23 protein-coding genes and 2 riboswitches are annotated in these 20,888 nt (G+C 37.7%); of the genes, 16 read left to right on the top strand and 7 right to left on the bottom strand.

What is annotated here, in order from left to right:
- Positions 1-14: 14 nt before the first annotated feature.
- The gene (locus IEW44_RS04345) at positions 15-1,055 is read right to left on the bottom strand and encodes an NAD(P)/FAD-dependent oxidoreductase (RefSeq protein ID WP_188613824.1); all 1,041 of its coding nucleotides are present in this window, start codon (positions 1,053-1,055) and stop codon (positions 15-17) included.
- A 263-nt stretch (positions 1,056-1,318) separates the two neighbouring features.
- On the opposite strand from IEW44_RS04345, the gene IEW44_RS04340 reads away from it, so the two are divergent.
- From IEW44_RS04340 to IEW44_RS04325, 4 genes are all read left to right on the top strand, one after another.
- Positions 1,319-1,939 carry a nitroreductase family protein gene (locus tag IEW44_RS04340; RefSeq protein WP_188613797.1) on the top strand — a complete coding sequence of 207 codons (621 nt, stop codon included), beginning with the start codon at positions 1,319-1,321 and terminating at the stop codon, positions 1,937-1,939.
- A 278-nt stretch (positions 1,940-2,217) separates the two neighbouring features.
- A complete protein-coding gene (locus IEW44_RS04335; protein ID WP_188613796.1) occupies positions 2,218-2,802 on the top strand; it encodes a GTPase in 585 nt (194 codons plus the stop codon).
- The gene (locus IEW44_RS04330; RefSeq protein WP_188613795.1) at positions 2,786-3,898 is read left to right on the top strand and encodes a GTPase; all 1,113 of its coding nucleotides are present in this window, start codon (positions 2,786-2,788) and stop codon (positions 3,896-3,898) included. Before IEW44_RS04335 ends, IEW44_RS04330 begins: the two co-directional genes overlap by 17 nt.
- Before the next feature lie 101 nt (positions 3,899-3,999).
- Entirely contained in the window at positions 4,000-4,515 is a 516-nt protein-coding gene (locus tag IEW44_RS04325) for a GNAT family N-acetyltransferase (protein ID WP_188613794.1), read from the top strand.
- Between the two features lie 22 nt (positions 4,516-4,537).
- Here IEW44_RS04325 and IEW44_RS04320 read toward each other — a convergent pair whose 3' ends face one another.
- Positions 4,538-5,485 carry a bile acid:sodium symporter family protein gene (locus IEW44_RS04320; protein ID WP_188613793.1) on the bottom strand — a complete coding sequence of 316 codons (948 nt, stop codon included), beginning with the start codon at positions 5,483-5,485 and terminating at the stop codon, positions 4,538-4,540.
- Between the two features lie 90 nt (positions 5,486-5,575).
- On the bottom strand, positions 5,576-5,950 hold the full coding sequence (locus tag IEW44_RS04315) for a nucleotide excision repair endonuclease (RefSeq protein ID WP_188613792.1): 375 nt from the start codon (positions 5,948-5,950) through the stop codon (positions 5,576-5,578).
- Between the two features lie 112 nt (positions 5,951-6,062).
- A riboswitch (SAM riboswitch) is annotated at positions 6,063-6,152 on the top strand.
- Between the two features lie 68 nt (positions 6,153-6,220).
- Here IEW44_RS04315 and metA point away from each other — a divergent pair.
- From metA to IEW44_RS04290, 5 genes are all read left to right on the top strand, one after another.
- Complete coding sequence (metA, locus tag IEW44_RS04310) at positions 6,221-7,129, top strand: homoserine O-acetyltransferase MetA (protein ID WP_188613791.1); 909 nt, start codon at positions 6,221-6,223, stop codon at positions 7,127-7,129.
- Positions 7,130-7,256: 127 nt separating this feature from the next.
- Entirely contained in the window at positions 7,257-7,862 is a 606-nt protein-coding gene (locus IEW44_RS04305; protein ID WP_188613790.1) for a stalk domain-containing protein, read from the top strand.
- A 14-nt stretch (positions 7,863-7,876) separates the two neighbouring features.
- Positions 7,877-8,083, top strand: a complete 207-nt coding sequence (locus tag IEW44_RS04300) for a hypothetical protein (RefSeq protein WP_188613789.1) — start codon at positions 7,877-7,879, stop codon at positions 8,081-8,083.
- Entirely contained in the window at positions 8,046-8,954 is a 909-nt protein-coding gene (locus IEW44_RS04295; RefSeq protein WP_188613788.1) for an FAD:protein FMN transferase, read from the top strand. Before IEW44_RS04300 ends, IEW44_RS04295 begins: the two co-directional genes overlap by 38 nt.
- Positions 8,951-9,487 (top strand): hypothetical protein, encoded by a 537-nt coding sequence (locus tag IEW44_RS04290; protein ID WP_188613787.1) that lies wholly within the window; start codon positions 8,951-8,953, stop codon positions 9,485-9,487. Before IEW44_RS04295 ends, IEW44_RS04290 begins: the two co-directional genes overlap by 4 nt.
- 10 nt (positions 9,488-9,497) lie before the next feature.
- Here the strand turns inward: IEW44_RS04290 and IEW44_RS04285 are convergent, their stop codons facing one another.
- The 4 genes from IEW44_RS04285 to plsY form a co-directional block, all read right to left on the bottom strand.
- On the bottom strand, positions 9,498-10,751 hold the full coding sequence (locus IEW44_RS04285) for a sensor histidine kinase (protein ID WP_188613786.1): 1,254 nt from the start codon (positions 10,749-10,751) through the stop codon (positions 9,498-9,500).
- The gene (locus tag IEW44_RS04280) at positions 10,751-11,422 is read right to left on the bottom strand and encodes a response regulator transcription factor (RefSeq protein ID WP_188613785.1); all 672 of its coding nucleotides are present in this window, start codon (positions 11,420-11,422) and stop codon (positions 10,751-10,753) included. Before IEW44_RS04280 ends, IEW44_RS04285 begins: the two co-directional genes overlap by 1 nt.
- Before the next feature lie 97 nt (positions 11,423-11,519).
- On the bottom strand, positions 11,520-11,825 hold the full coding sequence (locus IEW44_RS04275) for a HesB/YadR/YfhF family protein (RefSeq protein ID WP_188613784.1): 306 nt from the start codon (positions 11,823-11,825) through the stop codon (positions 11,520-11,522).
- 13 nt (positions 11,826-11,838) lie between these two features.
- A complete protein-coding gene (gene plsY, locus IEW44_RS04270) occupies positions 11,839-12,441 on the bottom strand; it encodes a glycerol-3-phosphate 1-O-acyltransferase PlsY (RefSeq protein ID WP_188613783.1) in 603 nt (200 codons plus the stop codon).
- Between the two features lie 257 nt (positions 12,442-12,698).
- Here plsY and parE point away from each other — a divergent pair, with 257 nt between their 5' ends.
- From parE to IEW44_RS04235, 7 genes are all read left to right on the top strand, one after another.
- A complete protein-coding gene (gene parE / locus IEW44_RS04265) occupies positions 12,699-14,654 on the top strand; it encodes a DNA topoisomerase IV subunit B (protein WP_229704156.1) in 1,956 nt (651 codons plus the stop codon).
- Positions 14,654-17,107 (top strand): DNA topoisomerase IV subunit A, encoded by a 2,454-nt coding sequence (gene parC / locus IEW44_RS04260; RefSeq protein WP_188613782.1) that lies wholly within the window; start codon positions 14,654-14,656, stop codon positions 17,105-17,107. The genes parE and parC overlap by 1 nt, the downstream gene beginning before the upstream one ends.
- 55 nt (positions 17,108-17,162) lie before the next feature.
- Positions 17,163-17,271: riboswitch (TPP riboswitch) on the top strand.
- 74 nt (positions 17,272-17,345) lie between these two features.
- Positions 17,346-18,359: an ABC transporter substrate-binding protein gene (locus IEW44_RS04255; RefSeq protein WP_188613781.1), complete on the top strand. Its 1,014-nt coding sequence runs from the start codon at positions 17,346-17,348 to the stop codon at positions 18,357-18,359.
- A gap of 12 nt (positions 18,360-18,371) precedes the next feature.
- Positions 18,372-18,662, top strand: coding sequence for a thiamine-binding protein (locus IEW44_RS04250; RefSeq protein WP_188613780.1), 291 nt, complete (start codon positions 18,372-18,374; stop codon positions 18,660-18,662).
- A gap of 1 nt (position 18,663) precedes the next feature.
- Complete coding sequence (locus IEW44_RS04245; RefSeq protein WP_188613779.1) at positions 18,664-19,419, top strand: ABC transporter permease; 756 nt, start codon at positions 18,664-18,666, stop codon at positions 19,417-19,419.
- Between the two features lie 3 nt (positions 19,420-19,422).
- Complete coding sequence (locus tag IEW44_RS04240; RefSeq protein WP_188613778.1) at positions 19,423-20,157, top strand: ABC transporter ATP-binding protein; 735 nt, start codon at positions 19,423-19,425, stop codon at positions 20,155-20,157.
- Positions 20,154-20,885 (top strand): TatD family hydrolase, encoded by a 732-nt coding sequence (locus IEW44_RS04235; protein ID WP_188613777.1) that lies wholly within the window; start codon positions 20,154-20,156, stop codon positions 20,883-20,885. Before IEW44_RS04240 ends, IEW44_RS04235 begins: the two co-directional genes overlap by 4 nt.
- The last annotated feature ends 3 nt before the right edge of the window (positions 20,886-20,888 follow it).

Below are 20,888 nucleotides of genomic sequence, written 5' to 3'. Positions count from 1 at the left end.
CAACTCGCTTTTAGTTAGGCATTTACTAAGTATTTTTTTAGCACTTGTTTATTCTTTTCTTTAAAGATGTCATTGTGACTAGATACACGACCATTATCATAAGCTTCTGGCTCGATATACTTCTTCGCCAAGTTGGCAGCGTTTGCTCCATCATTAAAGGCACTTGCAATTAAGTGAACTTTAGCTTCATGCTGTAAAATATCACCACAAGCATAAATGCCTGGTACAGATGTGCTAGCATTTCCTTGTCCTTGAATGAAGAAGTCGTCATAGCGTTCGAGTTGTGTTGTGGCATTATCTAATAAGGCTGAATCGCGGTTAAAGCCATGACTAATAATTACCTCATCAACAGCTATTACTTCCTCAGAGCCGTCATCTGTACTCTCTAATACAACTTCTTTAATTAATTTACCACTATCATCACTCATTAATTGTTTAATTTGTGTGCGTTTTTTCTCGATAACCCCTAATTGATCTAACTCCTCTTTCATATGCTCATGACCTGAGATCTCGTCTTTGCGGTAGCATAAAGTTAAACTTTTAGCATGAGGGGCTAAGTCAGCAGCCCAGTCAAGCGCAGCATTACCTGCACCAGAAATTAATACGTGTTTGTCTTTATATTTTTGCACAGATTGTACTACATAGTTTAAGTTTGACACTTCGTAGCGTTCAGCGCCTTCAATATCTAGAGTCATTGGTTTAATAATCCCACCGCCAACAGCAATGATAACGGCTTTAGAATGATAAGCATTGCCACTTTCTGTCTCTACAATAAAATGTTGCTCTGCCACTTTTTTAATATCAATGACACGTTCTTTTAGATTAACTTCAGGGGAGAAGTGTAGACCTTGTTCTACAATATCTTCAATCACTTCATAACAAGGCTTAGGTGCAACACCACCAATATCCCAAATGATTTTTTCAGGATAGACATGCATTTTGCCACCTAATTTATCTTGAAATTCGACAATACGAACGGACATACCGCGTAAACCACTATAAAAGCTTGCGAACATACCTGAAGGGCCGCCGCCAATAATTGTAACATCTTTCATGTTTTCCATGATGTAACCTCCTAAAAATGAGTGTCAACCTGTTCTCACTTATAACCATACAACAAGTGAAAATGATTATCAATATCATAAAATGGAAATTAGTAAAGTGCTGATAAAATTCCATGTTAGAGACAAGATTTCATAAAGCGCTCATTGCCAAAGTGCATGTTAATAGTAAAAGTATGAGCGCTATTCGTTGACCTACTGACTTTTGTACTATATTATTAGTTTGAATATGAGATAATTACATAGGAGAGAAAAACATGCAACCTTTATCAACGCTAATAACGGAGCGTCGTTCCGCAGCTAACTTTCTACCAAATCATCCGATTACGGAAGAAGAATTAGAAAAAATTTTTAATGTAGTAAAATTTGCGCCATCTGCTTTTAATCTGCAACATACCAATTATGTTGTAGTGCTAGATGAAAATGTGAAAAATAAAATTTATGAAGAAGCAGCACAACAATATAAAGTAAAATCAGCATCTGCCGTTATTTTTGTGCTAGGTGACAAAAAAGCTTATGAAGATGCTGCACGTTTATATGAGGGGATGAAATTATTAGGTATTTTATCAGCTGGTCAATATGAGGATATGGTTAAAGATACTGTAGCCTTTTATGAATCAAGAGGTGAAACATTTCAAAAAGACGAAGCGATTCGCAATGCTTCATTATCTGCTATGTTATTCATGCTTGCAGCAAAAGATCAAGGATGGGACACTTGCCCAATGATTGGTTTTGATATGGCAAGAGTACATGAATTATTACAACTAGATAAAGAGATGGAAATTGCGCTAATGATTACGATTGGTAAAGAAAAGGTGGAGAGTCGTCCACCAAGAGGGTATCGTAAACCACTATCAGAATTTGTCACCTATATATAAAAGACGTTTACACGTCTTTTTTTTAGATGAATATACAGGATATCCGACACTAAATAACAGAAAATAAAAACACAAAAAATGTACTAATATATCTATTATCTCATAATGCCTACAACAGATTCTATTATTCAATGATTTTGTTATAAAAATAAAAACCATCGTTCATAGTAACGACAAATATCCATACGAGTTAAATTTTCAACTTATTTTTAGTGTGTGAAACCTTTTGATTGGGTAAGGAGTATACATAGTAAAACGTATAGTTTGGAGGCAATCGTATGAAAGATTATTTTCATATTGCCATGTTAGGGCAAACAGGTGTAGGTAAGTCTACTCTTATTAATTATATGGTAGGTGAGCAAGTACGAGAGGTTGGAACAGGGCTACCTGTAACTAAAAAAGGGTTCCATACAATAGAAGTGAACATAGAAGGCATGCATATTAACCTAACAGATGCTTGGGGGATTGAACAAGGGAAGTTAGAAGAATGGGAGAAGACCGTAAAGAAATTTCATAAAAAACAGCCCATTCAGTTAGCGATTTATTGTATTGATGCAAGTTCAACACGTGTGCAAGCAACCGATCTGAAGATTATTCATGATCTCAAGGAACAACAGATCCCCGTGATTACCGTGTTAACAAAAGCCAATACGATTGCACAAGCGGATATTACAAAAATGGCGCAATTGTTGCCAACCCATGTGATTGCAGTAAACAGTAAGCGAGAGCAATACTTTGATGGTACGATTGCACAAGCATTTGGGCGAGAACGAGTAATTGAACAAATTAGGCAACATTATACGATCCCAACAACTAAGAAAAAAAGACGATTTGGAGGTATGCGTTTTGGTAAAAACAAGTGATGTGATTGTGAATCAAGCCGTGGAAAAAGCGATGGCAGGCTTTTTAAATGAGGAGGGCAAAACAAATATATTAGTAGTGGGCGCTACAGGGAGTGGTAAAAGTTCATTAGTGAATCGCGTATTTCAAATCGATTTTGCCAAAACGGGCGTGGGTACGCCTGTAACGCAAGCTACGACGAAATATGAAGTAGATGATTTTCCGATTACATTGTTTGATACAAAGGGATATGAAGTAGCAACAGATGAGCATAAACGCTTTATCACAGAAATGGAAAGCTATATGAAAGATAGTAAAAAGAAAATGGATGAGCAAATCCATATGATATGGTACTGCATTGCAGCAAGCGGGCACCGTGTCACAGAGACAGACCTTGCTATGTTAAAGAAATTTAGCGATATAAATAAACCTGTGTGTGTGGTATTAACAAAAAGTGATATTACAGCAGTGTCAGATGTAAATACATTAATGCAAGTGTTAGATGAACATGGCTTTGATAGCTTTGCTGTTTCAAGTCGAGCAGGCATTCAATTACCAAAGCTAATGGAGTGGACGTATAACCATTTAGATGATGCTGTGAAGTGGGCATTTTTACGGGCTCAACAAGTGAATGTGGAATTAAAGCGTACAGAAATTAATAAGGCAATACGTCAACATGCTACGATGGCATTTGGTGTAGGTTTTACACCTATTCCCTTTGCAGACGGTCCTATATTATTAGCTAACCAAGGTGTGATGATAAATCGTGTATTAAAGGGTTACGGCTTAGACGGTTTATTCGGTAATTTTGAAAATTTAATTGGCACATTAGGTGTAGGGCAAATTGTGTCACAGTTAGGTCGTTATCTTGTTGCACAAATTTTAAAGTTTGTGCCAGGGGTAGGTACAGTTGCAGGAGGGATGATTAACGGCTCTGTTGCTACATCACTTACGATTGCGTTAGGTCTTACAGTATCAGAAATTAGTTACCGTGTAGCAATAGCTAAGCTACAAGATGAGAATTTAGATGTCGAAAGTTTTATGAAAAGTATTCCAATGGATGAAATCAAAGGGCTATTTGAACAATTTGTGAAAGATGAGTTAAAACGTAATAAATAAAAATAACAGGTAATAAAATTGAGTTGTCGTTAGTTTACGAGTGTTTTTCTTCTAAATGGGTATAATGAAAATATTACGATAATAAGAAATGAGTGATCAATGTGACAGTGATAATTCGAAAGATGAACGCTAACGATATTAGCGAAGTGCAGGCAATTGCACGCATCAGTTGGCATACGACGTATGAAAACATTATCCCTATAGCCATACAAAATAATTTTTTGGATATGGCTTATAATGATGAACAAATGAAACAACGCCTTGATCATTCGATGATCTATATTGCTGAAGTAGCAGGGCAAGTCGTTGGTTTTGCCAATTATTCATTTGTAAGAGAGGATGGCAATATTGAATTAGCTGCCATTTATCTTCACCCTAATGCGCAAGGACAAGGGATTGGCACTTTGTTGTTACAACAAGCATGGGAAGAAATCGATGGTGTTAAAGCCATCTATATTAACGTTGAAAAAGATAATGCAATTGGCATGCATTTTTATAAAGCCAAAGGATTTGAAATCGTTAGTGAGTTTGACGATGACTTTGATGGTCATCTATTAAAAACAGTTCGCATGGTATTGAAAATAAAACAATATGTCTCACCTAGAGCAGAACCATAAACTTGTACAAGTTTATGGCTTTTTAAGTGGTGAGAGTTGGACGCATGCGCGGTGTGAGTTTGCTAAAAGTGGAGGCAAGCACTTGCTGAAATAACATGCCAAAAACAACAGGCATTGCTACTTTAGCAGGGAAGTAACTAGTAGCAATTACAACACCAACAGCAATATTACGCATACCACCTAAAAACATAAAGGAGATGGCAACATCAGGTTGCTTATAGTACACGGTTTTTCCGATAAGTAAGGCAAAGGTATAACCTGAAATGGATACAATAAGCACAGTCACAATGATAGCAACCACATGCCAATTAAAATTTTTTAAATAAGGCGATACCGCACTGCCATTAATCATCACAACCCCAAATAACGCTAATTTTGAAAAAGGCGCTAAGCGCGGCGACCATTTCTTTTGGATAGTACCGTGTGATAGCGCATTAAGTATAATCCCAACAATTGTAGGTAAAACAATCATCCATAACAAATCTACGAGTAATCGGCTCGCATCAACCTCAATAACGGCGCCAACCATGACATAAAGAAGCGTTGGCATAATAAATGGCGCTAAAAGTGTATCAATTAAAATAATAGCTAGTGCGAGAGGCATGTTACCTTTACATACTGTAATCCAAATCATACTTGTAATCCCTGTAGGTACAGCGACTGCAACCACAAAACCTATCGTAAGCAATGTATCATCAAAAATAATTGTAGCTAAAAAATATGCCCAAACAGGCATTAAAACATGTAAAAAAGCAATGCTACATAAAATCGTAAGTGGGAAGCGGCGGAAAACGTTACTATCTTTAACCCGCATGCTTAAGCTCCCTGTAAACGTCATAAAAGCGAATAAGAACGGCACAATAAATAAGATTTTCTCACCTACATTATGTAATATAACGCCAATCACTAAACTAAGAGGCGTTAAAATGGCAATATATTTCTGTAAAAAAGCATTTAAAGTTTGTATCATAGCACACCTTCTTTCCACCTTCATAATAAATATAGAATTGACTTGTAAAAACAAAAACACAGCGACCTTTAAGGTCCTGTGTTTTGTGCTTTAGTCGCGGAAAAATACTTTTTCTATGTTGTATTTAGCTTGCAATGTATTAATAGCATACGTTTCATAAATCTCGCGTTCCATTGGGTCCGCTACTTCAAATACTTCAATTTTATGCACTTCATCACGGTGATTCACCATTAGACCATTATCGTTAAAGTGTTTTTTGATACGCTGGCGTAATTTACGTGCTTTACCAACAAATAATAATTCATTATCTGCGTTAAAGAACATAAAAATCCCACCGTTTTCACGTGTAATTTTATGGAAATCAATAAAGCCATAAATTGAAGGAATAATGGCTTCACCAGGTTTAGGATTTTGCTCTCGTTGGCGAATCACAACATCAGGCTTTGGTAATTCGATTTTTATCAAAATAAGTCACGTCCTCATCGTTTACTAAAGGTATATGCTATCATAAATAACAGATAAAATCTATGTATTGCAATAAAATACCCTGCATGCTATTATGTCACTAACTACATATTTCTTATCAAGAGAAGCTGAGGGAAAGGCCCTATGACGCTTCAGCAACCTCTCCACATGGAGAAAGGTGCTAATTCCTGTAAGATAAGAGAGTGAATTTTGTCAAAATCTCTCCTTCTTATAGAAGGGGAGTTTTTTTATGTAAAGGGGAGATTACGGTTGCCAATTAATATTCCAAAGAATTTACCAGTAGGTGAACATTTACGCAAAGAAAAAATCTTTGTGATGGAAGAAGAACGCGCACGTACACAGGAAATTCGACCATTAAATATTATCATTTTAAATTTAATGCCTGAAAAAGAGAAAGCGGAGTTACAGTTACTGCGCTTGTTAGGTAATACACCGTTACAAGTAAATATTACCTTTTTGAACACAGCAACATATACCTCTAAAAACATTAGTAAATCACATTTAGATGCCTTTTACACAACGTTTGATGAGATTAAGCATAAGCGTTATGATGGCATGATTATTACAGGTGCACCAGTTGAAAAAATGGCGTTTGAAGAAGTAAATTATTGGAAAGAGATGCAGGCCATTATGGATTGGTCTGAAACAAATGTCACAAGTACATTACACATTTGTTGGGGTGCTCAAGCTGCTTTATACCATCATTTTGGTATTGGTAAATTTGAATTACCTCATAAATGTTCAGGCGTGTACTCACATGTAGTGACAGATTGCACTTATGATTTAGTACGTGGCTTTAGCGATATTTTTGTAGCACCTCATTCTCGTTATACATCTGTCTCTATTGAAGAGGTGCGTGCACATCAAGACTTGAAACTATTATCTTACTCCGATGAAGCTGGTGTATTTATCGTAGCCTCACGTGATAGTAAAAATATTATGATTACAGGTCATTTAGAGTATGATGCACACACTTTAGCAGAAGAGTACGAACGAGATAGCGAAAAAGGTCTTAACCCAGACGTCCCTGCATATTATTTCCCTAATGATGATCCAACCAAAAAACCTGTTAACACATGGCGTGCACATACGCATCTCTTATTTTCAAATTGGTTAAATTATTATGTTTACCAAGCAACACCTTATGAGTGGGAATGAGTCATATTAGAGAAGAAGTGTAATTGAGTAAAATCAATGGCACTTCTTTTTTTTATGGCAAAAAACATAGAAAGTCAGTGTCTTATCAGTTTCGCCTCTTAAAGTATACGTAAGGAGGCGAATTATTATGATAAAAAAATGGGTAATCATAGGTTGTTTATTGCTAGTAATCAATACGATAAATAGCCCCTACATCTTAGCAGATGATGACGATGAATACGAGCATGATAACAAAGAAAAGGAGGAGCGAAAACATAAGAAAGAACATGACGATGATGACTATGAAAAACGAGGTTATCAAGCGCCAATACCTACGATAACACCTTGGAACATTTGGACGAGAGATACACAACTTACTCCTGCATCTTTACCTTTTACGACGACAAAGCGTGTAACATTACGTGATGAGCAAAGCAAGACACATCAATTGACGATTGTAGTGATAGAGCAGGAATTATTTGTAGATGTGTATACCATGGCAAACTTATTAGAAGCAAATGCTGTTATTTACCCTAAAAGTCAACTGGCAGAAGTGAAGAATGACCAAGTGACATTATTATTTAAAAGTCAAACGAATGTGGTGTATGAAAACTTACAAAAGCAACCACTACCTGCAACGACATTTATGAATGGCTATAAAATGTACGTGCCTTTACGTGTAATAACAAATGCACTTGGTTACGTATTTGAGTGGGATCAAGCTAACCAACAGTTTTACTATTATGTGTTATAAGGGAGTAGATACAAATGAAATTAAGCAAAAAGATAAAATGGGGAACAGGGCTAACGGGTGTGGCGCTGAGTGCTCTAATGATAAATGAAATACAAGATGCAACACCTATTGATGCAACGTTGAGTGAAAGAGAACAGGAGATTTTGCAATTAGACTGGACAAATTTCGAGGTGACAATTGACGATGAAAAACCAGCAGAACGCCAGACACGACGCACATGATACGCTGATGTGCTATAGTATGCATACCTTATTTTTTATTCAACTGCCATTACATGCCATGAAGCAATATAAAGACATGCTGCTTCAACAACTACAGTTTGTTGACCAAGAATGGTCACGTTTTCATGAGAGTAATGAATTAGCATGCATTAATCAGCAAATGATTGGTCAAACAAGGACAATCTCACCTTTACTATATGCATGTTTACAACAAGCGCATACATATTATGTACAAACAGCAGGTGCTTTTTCACCCTATTTAAAGCAAGCCATGTGTACACATGGCTATAATCAAACATTCCCTTTTACAAAAGCAACTGTGACACAACAAACCTTACCTATACAACAAACGCCCTTTATTTTTTTACCTTCGTATCGTCTGCAACGTGTTGGTATTGGAGAGATTGATTTAGGTGGTTTTGCCAAAGGATTTATAATCGAAAGGCTTGCAATGTACTTACAACAAAATGGTGTTACGGAGGGGATGATTGATGGCGGTGGAGATATTCGTGTATGGTCAAGCGGACAAAAAACATGGAAGCTAGCTGTAGCCAATCCTTATGACCAACACAAACCACCATTGACAACGATTACTTTACAAAATGGTGCTGTAGCTACCTCTAATCGCATTTATCGTAGTTGGCATCAAGGGGATGTAGTTAAACACCATTTATTGGATGGGCGTACAGGTGAGGTGTGTCAGAGTGACATTATTCAAGCGACAGTAGTAACAGCCCGCTTAACGGATGCAGAAGTGGCGACTAAGTTATGCTTTTTACAACAACCGCTCCCTTTTACCACGAAAGTGGCTACCTATATTGTAAAAGCTAAACAACAGGCACAGTGGCAATTGAAAGGAGCGCAACTATGATGATATGGCTATTCCTACGGATTACAGGCTTTTTGGCTTACTTTTATTTTACTTGGGCGGTAATAGCAGGTTTTTTACGAAAATCAAATGTCCCAAAAAAACGTAAAAATCTTTTATTCCATATGCATACAAATGCAGGCTGGTATGGGCTATTTGCGCTAACGGCTCATTTTTTACTCGTTGCTGCAGATACCTATGTGAACTTCCCACTCCTCACCTTAATCGTGCCATTTAGTACACAAGATCGATCCCTTTATTTAAGTCTAGGTATTATCGCTAGTTATTTGTTTATCATAGTATTATTCACATCAGATGTATACTTAACTACAATGCACCGCACCTTGTGGAAGTGGTTGCACTTTCTAACAGTGCCAGCATGGCTCCTTGCTTTATCGCATAGTTTAGGCATAGGGTCTGACACTTTTCGCCCTATTATTTTAGGGTTTTATATGATTACATCCCTTTCAGTATTATTTGCTTTAGGCTACCGTATAAATAAACGTAAGATGAATACAAGCGGTAAAGGGGAATAAATTATCCCTTTTACTCCTTGTATTCATCTAAAATTTTTGGCAGTGTCACTGTAAATATAGAGCCTTGATGAAGTGTACTAGTTACTGTAATCGTACCTTGATGTTGTTTGACGATTGCTTGAGCGATAGCTAAGCCTAAACCATTACCAGCTTTTTGTGCTGTATGATTCGTACGGTAAAAGCGGTCGAAAATGGCATCCCTCTCATCATCAGCTATTCCTACACCGCTATCTTCAATACAAATGATAAGGGCGAGGTGTTGTGACATTACAGAAAAACGAATATGACCTGCTGACGTGTAGGTGAGGGCATTATCTAATAAAATATAAAGTAATTCACGCAACCTTACTTCGTCACCTTTTACATACAGATGAGGTGCAATAGCAGTAGAAAATGTGATATTCGTAGGCATACGGTGTTCAAATTTATTAGCGGTTGCCTTTGCCAATAGTGAAAAATTCATTCTCTCAAAATAAGGTGTATGTTCAGTTTGATCAAGCTTTGCTAATAATAATAATTGCTGTAATAATTGTTCCATAAAGGTAGCCTCTTCTTTTAATTCATCAATTAATTGATGCCCAAATGGACTCAAAGTAGTGGCTTCTAACGCTAAAATATCAAGAGAACTATAAAAGATACTTAAGGGCGTTCTTAACTCATGAGAAGCATCGGATACAAAGCGTTTTTGCTTGGTAAAAGCCATAGCTAAAGGTGACATTGCTTTAGTGGCTAAATAGTAACTTACGGATGCAATCAGTAGTGTCGAGAGTAAACTAAGTGCAACAAACACATACCCCATTGTCGTAAAAAAGTTGGTTTGTGCAGTAGTTGTTTGCCCTACAAGTAAATAGCCTACCACTTTTTCTTTGTCTATAATGGGTTTTTGTAAAGTCAAAAAATGTTCTTCATCCCAAGTAGTACGCAAGAATTTTTCCTCGTTAATGGGTATCTTCATAAATTGCTGGTAGAGCTCTGCTTGCAAGCCTTTAACAGACTCATCCCCATGAATAAAAATGCCATCTTTATCGTAAATATAATAAAAGTAGTGACGGTTAGGGTCATATGTTAAATAACTTTCTGGCAATTGCAAATAGGTAAAGAAGTCATGCTCTTGTGCGTTATAAAATGTTTCAAGCTCGTCTTTTTGTTGTTGTGTCATCACATAATAAAGGGAGCCATACAACAATGCAGCAAATGCTGAAAATAGTAAAAAATAAAGCAGTGTATAAGCTATGGTTAATCGTTTTTTAGAAGTGTTAAACATTAGCTATTCCTCATGGTAAAGCCAAGACCACGAATATTTTTAATGCGAGAAGGTGTGGAGGGGGTATCAATTTTCTTTCTCACGAGCTTGAGTAATGCATCAACAGAGTTAATTGATACCGTATAATCATAGCCCCACACATGATTTGCTATTTGGTCGTGTGAGACAATCTGCCCCTTATGTAAAAACAAAAACTCTAACAACAAGAACTCATTTTTTGTGAGTGTAATGGGCGTTTGCTGATTAAAAAACTGACGGCGGTCTTTGTATAAAGTTATGCCTTCAATTGTAATGGTTTGTTCCACTGTTTTATATGTTCTTCGTAGCAATGCACGCACCCGCGCTAACAACTCCTCAAGTTGAAAAGGCTTGGTTAAATAATCATCTGCTCCAACATCAAGTGCCTCAACAATATCATCTGCCTCACCTTTAGCTGTGAGCATTAAAATAGCCCCTTGAAAGTGCTCTTGTCTTAGTTGTTGACATAACATCACACCACTCATAGCTGGCAACATCCAATCCACTAATAGTAAGTCGATATCATCAATAGCAACATAATCAAGTGCCTCCTCAGCTGTCTTTACTTGTGTGACATAGTACCGTTCTTTTTGTAAGATATGACTGATATTACGACGTAAACGGTCGTCATCTTCTACGACGAGTAATTTCATAATAACCTCTCCTTTTTTGTAGTATAGGCTTAGTAAAATGATAACAGACTGAAAAACCAGCATGAAAATAAAAAAGCTGCGCTATTAGTTGCGCAGCTTAAGTGTATGGTATCGTCTCTACATAATCGTAAGCGAGCTCTTGTAATTGCTCGTTTACTTTTACAATAAGATGATGCTGATTAAAGAACCACAAATCGTCTTCCTCAATAAAATAGGTGATATCATCAACTACCGTTTTCACACCAATGTGATGTGGCTCGTCACGCGTCATACCTAATGAGAAGCCTTCGTGAAAAGGGCTTGAGCCCCCGTAACGTGCATAAAAACGTATCGTATCACCTGTTTCAACTTCCATTTCTTCCGCAAACCAGTTTTTTGCTTCGTCGGTTACAATAATTTGCATTGCTTCTTCACTCCTATAGCCATTTGACTTTTGGTTCAGTACCATCTTTGATACGCTTAATGTTGGCACGGTGACGGTACATAATAAAGCTAAATAAAAAGAATATTAAAATAAATAAGGCATAATCACCTGTAACAAAATAATAAACGATACTGTAAATTAAAGCGACTGAAGCGGCTACCATAGAAGTTAAACTTACGATTTTTGAAAGTTTTAACGTTAGGAAAAATACGATAAATAAAATAATAAAGAGCATAGGGGCATAACCTAATACAACCCCAGCAGAAGTAGCAACAGCCTTACCACCACGAAAACTTGCAAAGATAGGGAACATATGACCAATGACAGCTGTAATCCCTAAAATTAAAGGATGAATGTTTGCAGCTGCAAAAAATGGGATAAGTGGTAACAATACAGCAGCGGTTCCTTTTAACACATCCATAAATGTTACAACGAGACCTGCTTTTTTGCCTAATATACGAAATGTATTTGTCGCACCCAAATTGCCACTGCCATGTTCTCTAATATCTGTATTAAAAAAGATTTTGCCAATCCACAAACCTGATGGAATAGAGCCAATCAAATAGGCAATGAGCAAAAGTAAAAAAATTGTCATAGTAGAACTCCTTTGTCGTAGGTTAATACCTCGTATCTATAGTTAGTGCTAATTACTATATTACATAGATTTCATCATATTGAAAAGATGATAAGTGTAATTTCATACGGAGCCTATGTTGTTAGCGCAAGATTTTTGTTAAAATGAAGCGTATGTGTGATTTTGATTGACACTTTACCAGTAAGCGATTACGATTAATTATAGAATTACATAAGAACGAATGTTCTGTATTTTGTTCTCTTGTTGGAGGGATTTCTTTGAGTACAACATATAATGAAGATGATATTCAAGTATTAGAAGGGTTAGAAGCCGTTCGTAAACGACCAGGTATGTACATTGGTTCAACGGATAGTAGAGGGTTACATCACCTCGTTTACGAAATATTAGATAACGCAGTAGATGAAGCACTTGCAGGTTTTGGTGAGCGCATTATTGTCACGATTCATAAAGATCAAAGTATTAGTGTACGTGACTTTGCTCGTGGTATGCCTGTTGGTATGCATAAACTAGGCAAACCAACCCCTGAAATTATTTTAACCGTATTACACGCAGGTGGTAAGTTTGGACAAGGTGGCTATAAAACGAGTGGTGGTTTGCATGGCGTAGGTTCGTCAGTCGTAAATGCACTATCTCGTTTTTTAACGGTTACGATTTATCGCGATGGTCAAATATATGAACAACGTTTTGAAAATGGCGGTAAACCGGTAACAACCCTTGAAGTAATAGGTAAGACACGCGAGACAGGGACGAATGTTCATTTCTTACCTGATGACACAATTTTTTCAACCACAAAATATCAGTATGATACATTAGCTGAGCGATTACGCGAGTCTGCTTTTTTATTAAAAGGGTTGCAAATTGAGCTTATTGATGAGCGTGAAGAAGAAGTGCGTCATGAAGTGTTTCATTATGATAATGGTATTGAAGCATTTGTAGCGTATTTAAACGAAGAAAAAGATACACTGCACGCTGTGCGCTATGTGGAAGGAACGCAGCATGATATTGAGGTGGAATTTGCTTTTCAATACAACGACGGTTATGCTGAAACGATTTTATCTTTTGTGAATAATGTGCGTACAAGAGATGGTGGTACGCATGAAACAGGGGCAAAAGCGGCATTAACACGTGTCTTTAATGAATATGCGCGTAAAGTAGGCTTGTTAAAAGAAAAAGATAAAAATCTAGAAGGTGCTGATATCCGAGAAGGTTTATGTGCAATTGTTTCTGTACGTATTCCTGAGCATTTATTGCAGTTTGAAGGGCAAACAAAAAGTAAATTAGGTACTTCAGAAGCTCGGTCTGCTGTTGATGCCGTTGTATCAGAACAAGTTTTTTATGTGCTAGAGGAGAATGCAGAGCTATCAGCATCCTTAGTCAGAAAAGCCATTCGTGCGCAGCAAGTGAGAGAGGCTGCACGCAAAGCGAGAGAAGATGCAAGAAGTGGGAAGAAGAACCGAAAATCCACACTATTATCGGGTAAACTAACACCCGCACAATCTAAAAATGCAGCAAGAAATGAATTGTATTTAGTAGAGGGCGACTCTGCTGGAGGCTCAGCCAAACAAGGGCGAGACCGCACATTCCAAGCGATATTACCGTTAAGAGGTAAAGTCATCAATACGGAAAAAGCAAAGCTAGAAGATATTATGAAAAATGAAGAAATCTCTACCATTATTCATACGATTGGCGCTGGTGTAGGTTCAGATTTCTCCATAGAGGATGCCGCATACGATAAAGTCGTTATTATGACGGATGCTGACACAGACGGCGCTCACATCCAAGTATTATTACTAACTTTCTTTTATCGTTATATGCGCCCTTTAATTGAGGCAGGGAAAATATATATCGCTTTACCACCGTTATATAAAGTAAGTCGTGGTACAGGTAAAAAAGAAGTGTTTGAGTACGCTTGGACAGAGCGAGAATTAGATGCCGCAATTAAGCGTGTTGGCAAAGGTTATGTCATTCAACGTTACAAAGGTTTGGGTGAGATGAATGCGTCACAATTATGGGAGACAACGATGGACCCTAAAAGCCGCACATTAATTCGTGTGCGTATTGAGGATGGTTTAAGAGCAGAGCAACGTGTTACTACGTTAATGGGTGATAAAGTAGAACCTCGTCGTAAATGGATTGAATCACATGTCGATTTTGGTATGGAAGATGATGCCAACATACTGGAGAATGAATTCATTAGTGAGGAGGAACAATAATGCAAGAAAAGTTTCAAGATTTGCCATTAGAAGAAGTTATGGGGGACCGTTTTGGCCGCTACAGTAAGTATATTATCCAAGACCGCGCGTTACCTGATGCAAGAGATGGCTTAAAGCCAGTACAACGCCGTATTTTGTATGCCATGTCTGAAGAAGGAAACACACATGATAAACCTTTCCGTAAAGCCGCAAAGACAGTAGGAAATGTTATTGGTAATTACCACCCTCACGGCGACACATCCGTCTATGAGGCAATGGTGCGTATGAGCCAAGACTGGAAGGCGCGTCATATGTTAATTGAAATGCATGGTAACAATGGTTCAGTAGATGGTGATCCTGCTGCTGCGATGCGTTATACAGAGGCAAGATTATCAACAATTGCAGCAGAAATGTTGCGTGATATTAATAAATTTAAAGAGGCAAGTGCAGATGGTGATGAGCATATTGCCATTAAGTTTATTCCTAACTTTGATGAACAAGATTTAGAGCCAACTGTTCTACCAGCTCGATTCCCTAATCTACTTGTCAATGGTTCAACAGGCATATCAGCAGGGTATGCTACAGACATCCCACCTCATAATTTAGACGAAGTTATTGAGGCTGTGCTTATGCGCTTAAGTAAGCCGACATCTTCTGTCGAGGAGTTAATGACAGTCTTGAAGGGCCCAGACTTCCCAACAGGGGGGACCATTCAAGGGGTTGACGGGATTAAAAAGGCGTATGAAACAGGGCGTGGTAAAATTGTAGTTCGTGCCAAGTCTACCATCGAAACATTAAAAGGTAATAAAGAGCAAATCGTGATTACCGAATTACCTTACGATGTGAATAAAGCGAATCTCGTTAAAAAAATTGACGAGCAACGCATTGATAAAAAACTGGACGGGATTGCAGAAGTGCGTGATGAATCTGATCGTGAAGGTTTACGTGTTGTCATTGAGTTGAAAAAAGATATCCCAGCACAAGGGATTTTAAATTATCTATTAAAAATTACAGACTTACAAGTCACTTACAATTTTAATATGATTGCGATTCATAATCGTCGACCTACTATGATGACATTGCCTTTACTATTAGATGCTTACATTGACCATCAAAAAGCTGTCGTGAAACAACGTACAAATTATGATTTACACCGCGCTAAAAAGCGTTTACACATTGTTGAGGGTTTAATTAAAGCCTTATCTATTTTAGATAAAGTCATTGATACGATTCGTGCCTCTAAAGATAAGCGCAATGCAAAAGATAATTTAATTACACAGTTCACCTTCACAGAAGCACAAGCAGAAGCTATTGTGAGTTTACAATTATATCGTTTAACGAATACCGATATTACTTCCTTACAACAAGAGCATGCGGCACTACAAGCTGAAATCACACAATTAGAGGCAATTTTAGCAAGTGATAATAAATTAATTGCTGTGATTAAAAAAGAACTAAAGCAACTCCAAAAAACATTTAAAGAACCACGTCGCTCTATGATTCAAGCTAAGATCGAGGAGATTGAAGTGACGCTTGATGTATTAGTGCCAAGTGAAGATGTGGTAGTGACTGTTACAAAAGATGGCTATATTAAACGTACATCTTTACGCTCACATGCTGCTTCAAATGGTAAGGACTTAGCTATGAAGGAGTCCGATTACATTTTATTCGAGCAAACGATGAATACACAACATCACTTATTATTGTTCACAAATCGTGGGCAGTATATGTATCAACCTGTCCATGTGTTACCTGATATCCGCTGGAAAGACCTTGGGCAACATATTTCTGGCATTATTCCATTAGAAGAACAAGAAGAAATTATTGCTGTCTATGGCTTTGTTACGTTGGATGAAAAGGAACAGTACGTCGTTACTGCCACAAAAGATGGACAAATAAAACGATCTGCACTGACAGATTATGTTGTTTCTCGCTATTCACGAGCAATGAAAACGATGAACGTGAAAAAAACGGATGAAATGATTGCCGCTTTTGTTGCCTCATCAACAGCACAGGTGCTATTAACAACAACAGAAGGGCAGGCGCTGCGCTTTGATGTAGAGGAAGTCCCTGTAACAGGTTTACGTACAGGCGGAGTTAAAGCCATGGCATTAAAGGATGAGGAAGTGAATTTTGCTAACGTGGTACAATCTGATGATGACATCATTATTGTAACGCAGCGTGGTGCGGTTAAAAAGATGAAGGCGACAGAAGTCCCTGTAGCTAACCGTGCGCAAAGAGGAGTGCAAATTTTAACAACACTAAAAAATAATCCACATAAAATTATTGCCACACAAATTGCTAAAGAAGGCGACTTAATCATTGAGACAGAGAAGGCACATATAGAGGCCATTGCGGTTAAAACATTGCCGCATAATGAACGCTTATCCAATGGTTCGTTTAAGGTAGATACTAAAGTAGAGGGTGCGATTTGTACCGTCTATATCGCGCCTAACATATTTGAGCAAAAATAAGTTGCTAAACGTAAAAGAACTGCTATAATGAAGTTGGCTAAAAAAGCTGAATGAACAACATACGTGGGGGAGTGCGTAGTGACGCACTGAGAGACTAAGAAATTAGGATACCCTTTGCACCTGATACAGTTCATACTGTCGTAGGGAACACGAATAACTTTACTGCGCAAATTTATTTGAGCACCTAAGGATACTGTGTCCCTAGGTGCTTTTTGTTGTATACCTAGGAGGAACAAAAATGAAGAAATTCATGTGGCTAGTTGCGATTGTAGCTGTGCTTGCATTAGTCGGTTGTCAAGCAAAAGATGACGAAACGGCAAAGAAAGACAGTCAAAAAAGTGACGAGCCATCATTAGAGAAAGTAACAGTAGTATTGGACTGGACTCCCAATACTAATCACACAGGCTTATATGTAGCACAACAACAAGGCTACTTTAAAGAGCAAGGCTTAGATGTGGAGATCATTCAACCCGGTGATGCAGGCGCTGACCAACTCATTGCTTCAGGCAAGGCAGATTTTGGTGTGAGCTACCAAGAAGGTATTACACAAGCCCGTGTGCAAGGTGTACCACTTGTTTCGATTGCAGCCATTATTCAGCATAACACATCTGGCTTTGCCTCACCAAAGGATAAAAATATTGCCTCACCAAAAGATTTTGAAGGTAAAACATATGGTGGATGGGGCTCACCGATTGAAAAAGCTGTGATTGAAACGATTATGAAAGCTGATCAGGCTGACGTATCAAAGATGGAGATTATTAATGCAGGTGACACTGATTTCTTCACAATGACAGAAAAAGATGTGGACTTTGCATGGATTTATTACGGTTGGACAGGTGTTGAAGCGGAATTACGTGGCAAAGACATTAATATGGTGTATTTAACGGATTATAGTGACAAGCTTGATTATTATACCCCCGTGCTTGCGACGAATGAAAAAATGATTGAAAAACAACCAGAAATCGTAGAGAAGTTTGTAGCAGGAGCGGCACAAGGCTATGAATTTGCTATCGATAAACCTGAAGAAGCCGCTAATATTTTACTAACGGCTGAACCTGACTTAGCACAAGATTTAGTAATTAACTCACAAAAATGGTTAGCGGATAAATATCAAGACGATGCATCACAATGGGGTGTTCAAAAACTTGATATTTGGAAAAATTATGCCGAATGGATGACAGAAAATGGTGTACTAGAAGGCGAATTTGATCCAGAAAAAGCATTTACAAATGATTTTTTACCGAAAAAATAAGGAGGATTTAACATGTCGAACTCATTAATTAGTGTGCAAATTATCCCAAAAACAGAACGTGTAGAAGATGTGATTCCAGCAGTAGATGCTGCGATTAAAGTAATCGACGATGCAGGTGTGAAGTATGAGGTGCACCCATTAGAGACAACAATGGAAGGTGAATTATCTACATTATTAGCTATTATCGAAAAAATGAATGAAAAGATGGTCGAACTCGGCTGTGTGAATGTTATTACACAGGTAAAAATTTTATACCAACCATCTGGTATTACAATGGATACATTAACGGAGAAGTATCGTTAATATGAAATTATGGCAGCGAGGGGGAGCAGCAACACTGTTCCTTCTCGCTTTATTTATCCTATGGGAAGTAATTGTAAGATGGCAAGAAATCCCCATGTGGTTACTACCTGCGCCGAGTGCAATTGTAACAGAAGGTTTTCAGTCATTACCTGATTTCATCCCTCATATTTTAGCGACAATAGAGTTAACATTAGTAGGTTTATGTATTGGTGCAAGCATTGGTTTTATCATTGCTTTAATGTTACATCGTTTACCTATTGTAAATCGCATGATTTATCCTTTGCTTATATTATCACAAAATGTGCCAACCATTGTATTAGCTCCTTTACTTATTATTTGGTTTGGTTTCGGTTTATTGCCAAAATTGATTATTATTAGTTTAGTTTGCTTTTTCCCCATCGTTGTAGCAACAATGGATGGCTTAAAAAATACAGACCCCGCATTAAAGCATTACATGCAAATGATGGGGGCAACGAAAGGACAAACGTTTTGGAAGCTAGAGTTACCCTATGCATTACCTTCTTTATTTTCGGGTTTGAAAATCGCTGCAACTTATAGTGTAATGGGTGCTGTGATATCAGAGTGGTTAGGTGCAAAAAAAGGCATTGGTGTATTTATGACATACGCCCAATCCTCATTTCGCATCGACCGTGTCTTCGTTGCCATTTTCACGATTATGCTATTAAGTATGGCATTATTTGCTGTTATTCAGTTATTAGAGCGTACCCTTGTTAAAGGTCGCGCAAAAGAGGTGTGAGTTATGTTAGAGATCAAAGCATTGCATCAATCCTTTGGAGAAGTGGACGTATTACGTGATGTAACCTTTACCGTGAATGAAGGAGAGTTTGTGGCAATACTTGGCCCAAGCGGTAGTGGTAAAAGTACGTTGTTTCAACTTATAGGTGGTATTTTAGCGCCGAAAAGTGGGGCCATTTTGTTACATCAACGCCCTATCAACGGCGAGAAGGGGCATATGAGTTATATGCCACAGCAAGCATCATTATTACCATGGCGCACCGTATTACAAAACGTAGTGCTAGGGCAAGAAATACAAGGTAAAGCTAATAAGGAGGAGGCCAAACAGTGGCTAGCACGCGTAGGGTTGGCGTCATTTGAAGAGGCATACCCGATTGAATTGTCAGGTGGTATGAAGCAACGAGTGACATTTATACGTGCGCTACTAAGTGATAGAGAATTATTATGTTTAGATGAGCCATTCTCTGCTTTAGATGAATTTACACGTTTAGAGATGCAAACGTGGCTCTTATCTGTATGGGAGAAACATCGTCGCTCTGTATTATTTGTTACCCACAGTATTGAAGAAGCCATTTATTTAGCAGATAAAATCGTAGTACTTACCAAAAGACCAGCAACCGTTAAACAAGTCATTAACGTACCCTTTGCCCGTCCAAGACAAGAGGCACTGCTCGCCACGACTGAGTTCATAGCCTTAAAACAACAACTCTTTACACTGATTAAGGAGGAGAAAGCATGATTGATGCACATATTCATTTAGATCAGTATGCAGAGAAAGAACAATGGCATATTTTACATAGTGATGTTGAGGCTTTTATTGCCGTATCAATGGATTTGGCAAGTGCCAAGAGAAATTTACAACTCGCTACCTATTACCCATGTGTGAAGCCAGCTTTTGGCTATCACCCTGAACAAGCGGTATTACAGGACGAAACGTCTTTATTTCAATTTATTTATGAAAACGCTAGCAAAATGGTTGCGATTGGTGAAGTAGGTTTGCCATACTATAGTCAGATTGATCGTGAATCACATAAACGTTTGCTTGGAAAATTTATGCTGTTAGCGAAAGCATTAGATAAACCAATCATTTTACATGCTGTTTATGAAGATGCTATAGAAGTATGTGATATGTTAGAAGAATATGAGATTCGGCGTGCTCATTTTCATTGGTTTAAAGGTGACAGGAAAACAACTGAACGTATGAAAAATATGGGATACTATATATCTGTTACGCCTGATGTTTGCTATGAGAAAGAGATACAACAACTTGTTGAACATTATCCTCTATCGCAAATGATGATTGAAACAGATGGGCCATGGCGTTTTGATGGACCGTTCCAACAACAAGTAACAACACCTCATATGATGAATGAAAGTATTGCTACTATTGCCCAAATTAAACAGTTATCCATACAAAAAACAGCAGCTATTTTACTTGCTAACACTAAACATTTTTACCGACTATAAGGA

Origin of the sequence: Lysinibacillus alkalisoli (genome assembly GCF_014643595.1) — a bacterium.
Taxonomy (GTDB): domain Bacteria; phylum Bacillota; class Bacilli; order Bacillales_A; family Planococcaceae; genus Metalysinibacillus; species Metalysinibacillus alkalisoli.
Note: the sequence above shows the minus strand (reverse complement) of the source record. Positions and strands in the feature narration are given on the sequence as shown.

Excerpts from the sequence above, each read along its gene's own strand:
- IEW44_RS04345 (WP_188613824.1), bottom strand. The coding sequence starts at position 1,055 with ATGAAAGATGTTACAATTATTGGCGGCGGCCCTTCAGGTATGTTCGCA.
- IEW44_RS04340 (WP_188613797.1), top strand. The coding sequence starts at position 1,319 with ATGCAACCTTTATCAACGCTAATAACGGAGCGTCGTTCCGCAGCTAAC.
- IEW44_RS04335 (WP_188613796.1), top strand. The coding sequence starts at position 2,218 with ATGAAAGATTATTTTCATATTGCCATGTTAGGGCAAACAGGTGTAGGT.
- IEW44_RS04320 (WP_188613793.1), bottom strand. The coding sequence starts at position 5,485 with ATGATACAAACTTTAAATGCTTTTTTACAGAAATATATTGCCATTTTA.
- IEW44_RS04305 (WP_188613790.1), top strand. The coding sequence starts at position 7,257 with ATGATAAAAAAATGGGTAATCATAGGTTGTTTATTGCTAGTAATCAAT.
- IEW44_RS04300 (WP_188613789.1), top strand. The coding sequence starts at position 7,877 with ATGAAATTAAGCAAAAAGATAAAATGGGGAACAGGGCTAACGGGTGTG.
- IEW44_RS04295 (WP_188613788.1), top strand. The coding sequence starts at position 8,046 with ATGAAAAACCAGCAGAACGCCAGACACGACGCACATGATACGCTGATG.
- IEW44_RS04290 (WP_188613787.1), top strand. The coding sequence starts at position 8,951 with ATGATGATATGGCTATTCCTACGGATTACAGGCTTTTTGGCTTACTTT.
- IEW44_RS04285 (WP_188613786.1), bottom strand. The coding sequence starts at position 10,751 with ATGTTTAACACTTCTAAAAAACGATTAACCATAGCTTATACACTGCTT.
- IEW44_RS04280 (WP_188613785.1), bottom strand. The coding sequence starts at position 11,422 with ATGAAATTACTCGTCGTAGAAGATGACGACCGTTTACGTCGTAATATC.
- IEW44_RS04275 (WP_188613784.1), bottom strand. The coding sequence starts at position 11,825 with ATGCAAATTATTGTAACCGACGAAGCAAAAAACTGGTTTGCGGAAGAA.
- plsY (WP_188613783.1), bottom strand. The coding sequence starts at position 12,441 with ATGACAATTTTTTTACTTTTGCTCATTGCCTATTTGATTGGCTCTATT.
- parC (WP_188613782.1), top strand. The coding sequence starts at position 14,654 with ATGCAAGAAAAGTTTCAAGATTTGCCATTAGAAGAAGTTATGGGGGAC.
- IEW44_RS04255 (WP_188613781.1), top strand. The coding sequence starts at position 17,346 with ATGAAGAAATTCATGTGGCTAGTTGCGATTGTAGCTGTGCTTGCATTA.
- IEW44_RS04250 (WP_188613780.1), top strand. The coding sequence starts at position 18,372 with ATGTCGAACTCATTAATTAGTGTGCAAATTATCCCAAAAACAGAACGT.
- IEW44_RS04245 (WP_188613779.1), top strand. The coding sequence starts at position 18,664 with ATGAAATTATGGCAGCGAGGGGGAGCAGCAACACTGTTCCTTCTCGCT.
- IEW44_RS04240 (WP_188613778.1), top strand. The coding sequence starts at position 19,423 with ATGTTAGAGATCAAAGCATTGCATCAATCCTTTGGAGAAGTGGACGTA.
- IEW44_RS04235 (WP_188613777.1), top strand. The coding sequence starts at position 20,154 with ATGATTGATGCACATATTCATTTAGATCAGTATGCAGAGAAAGAACAA.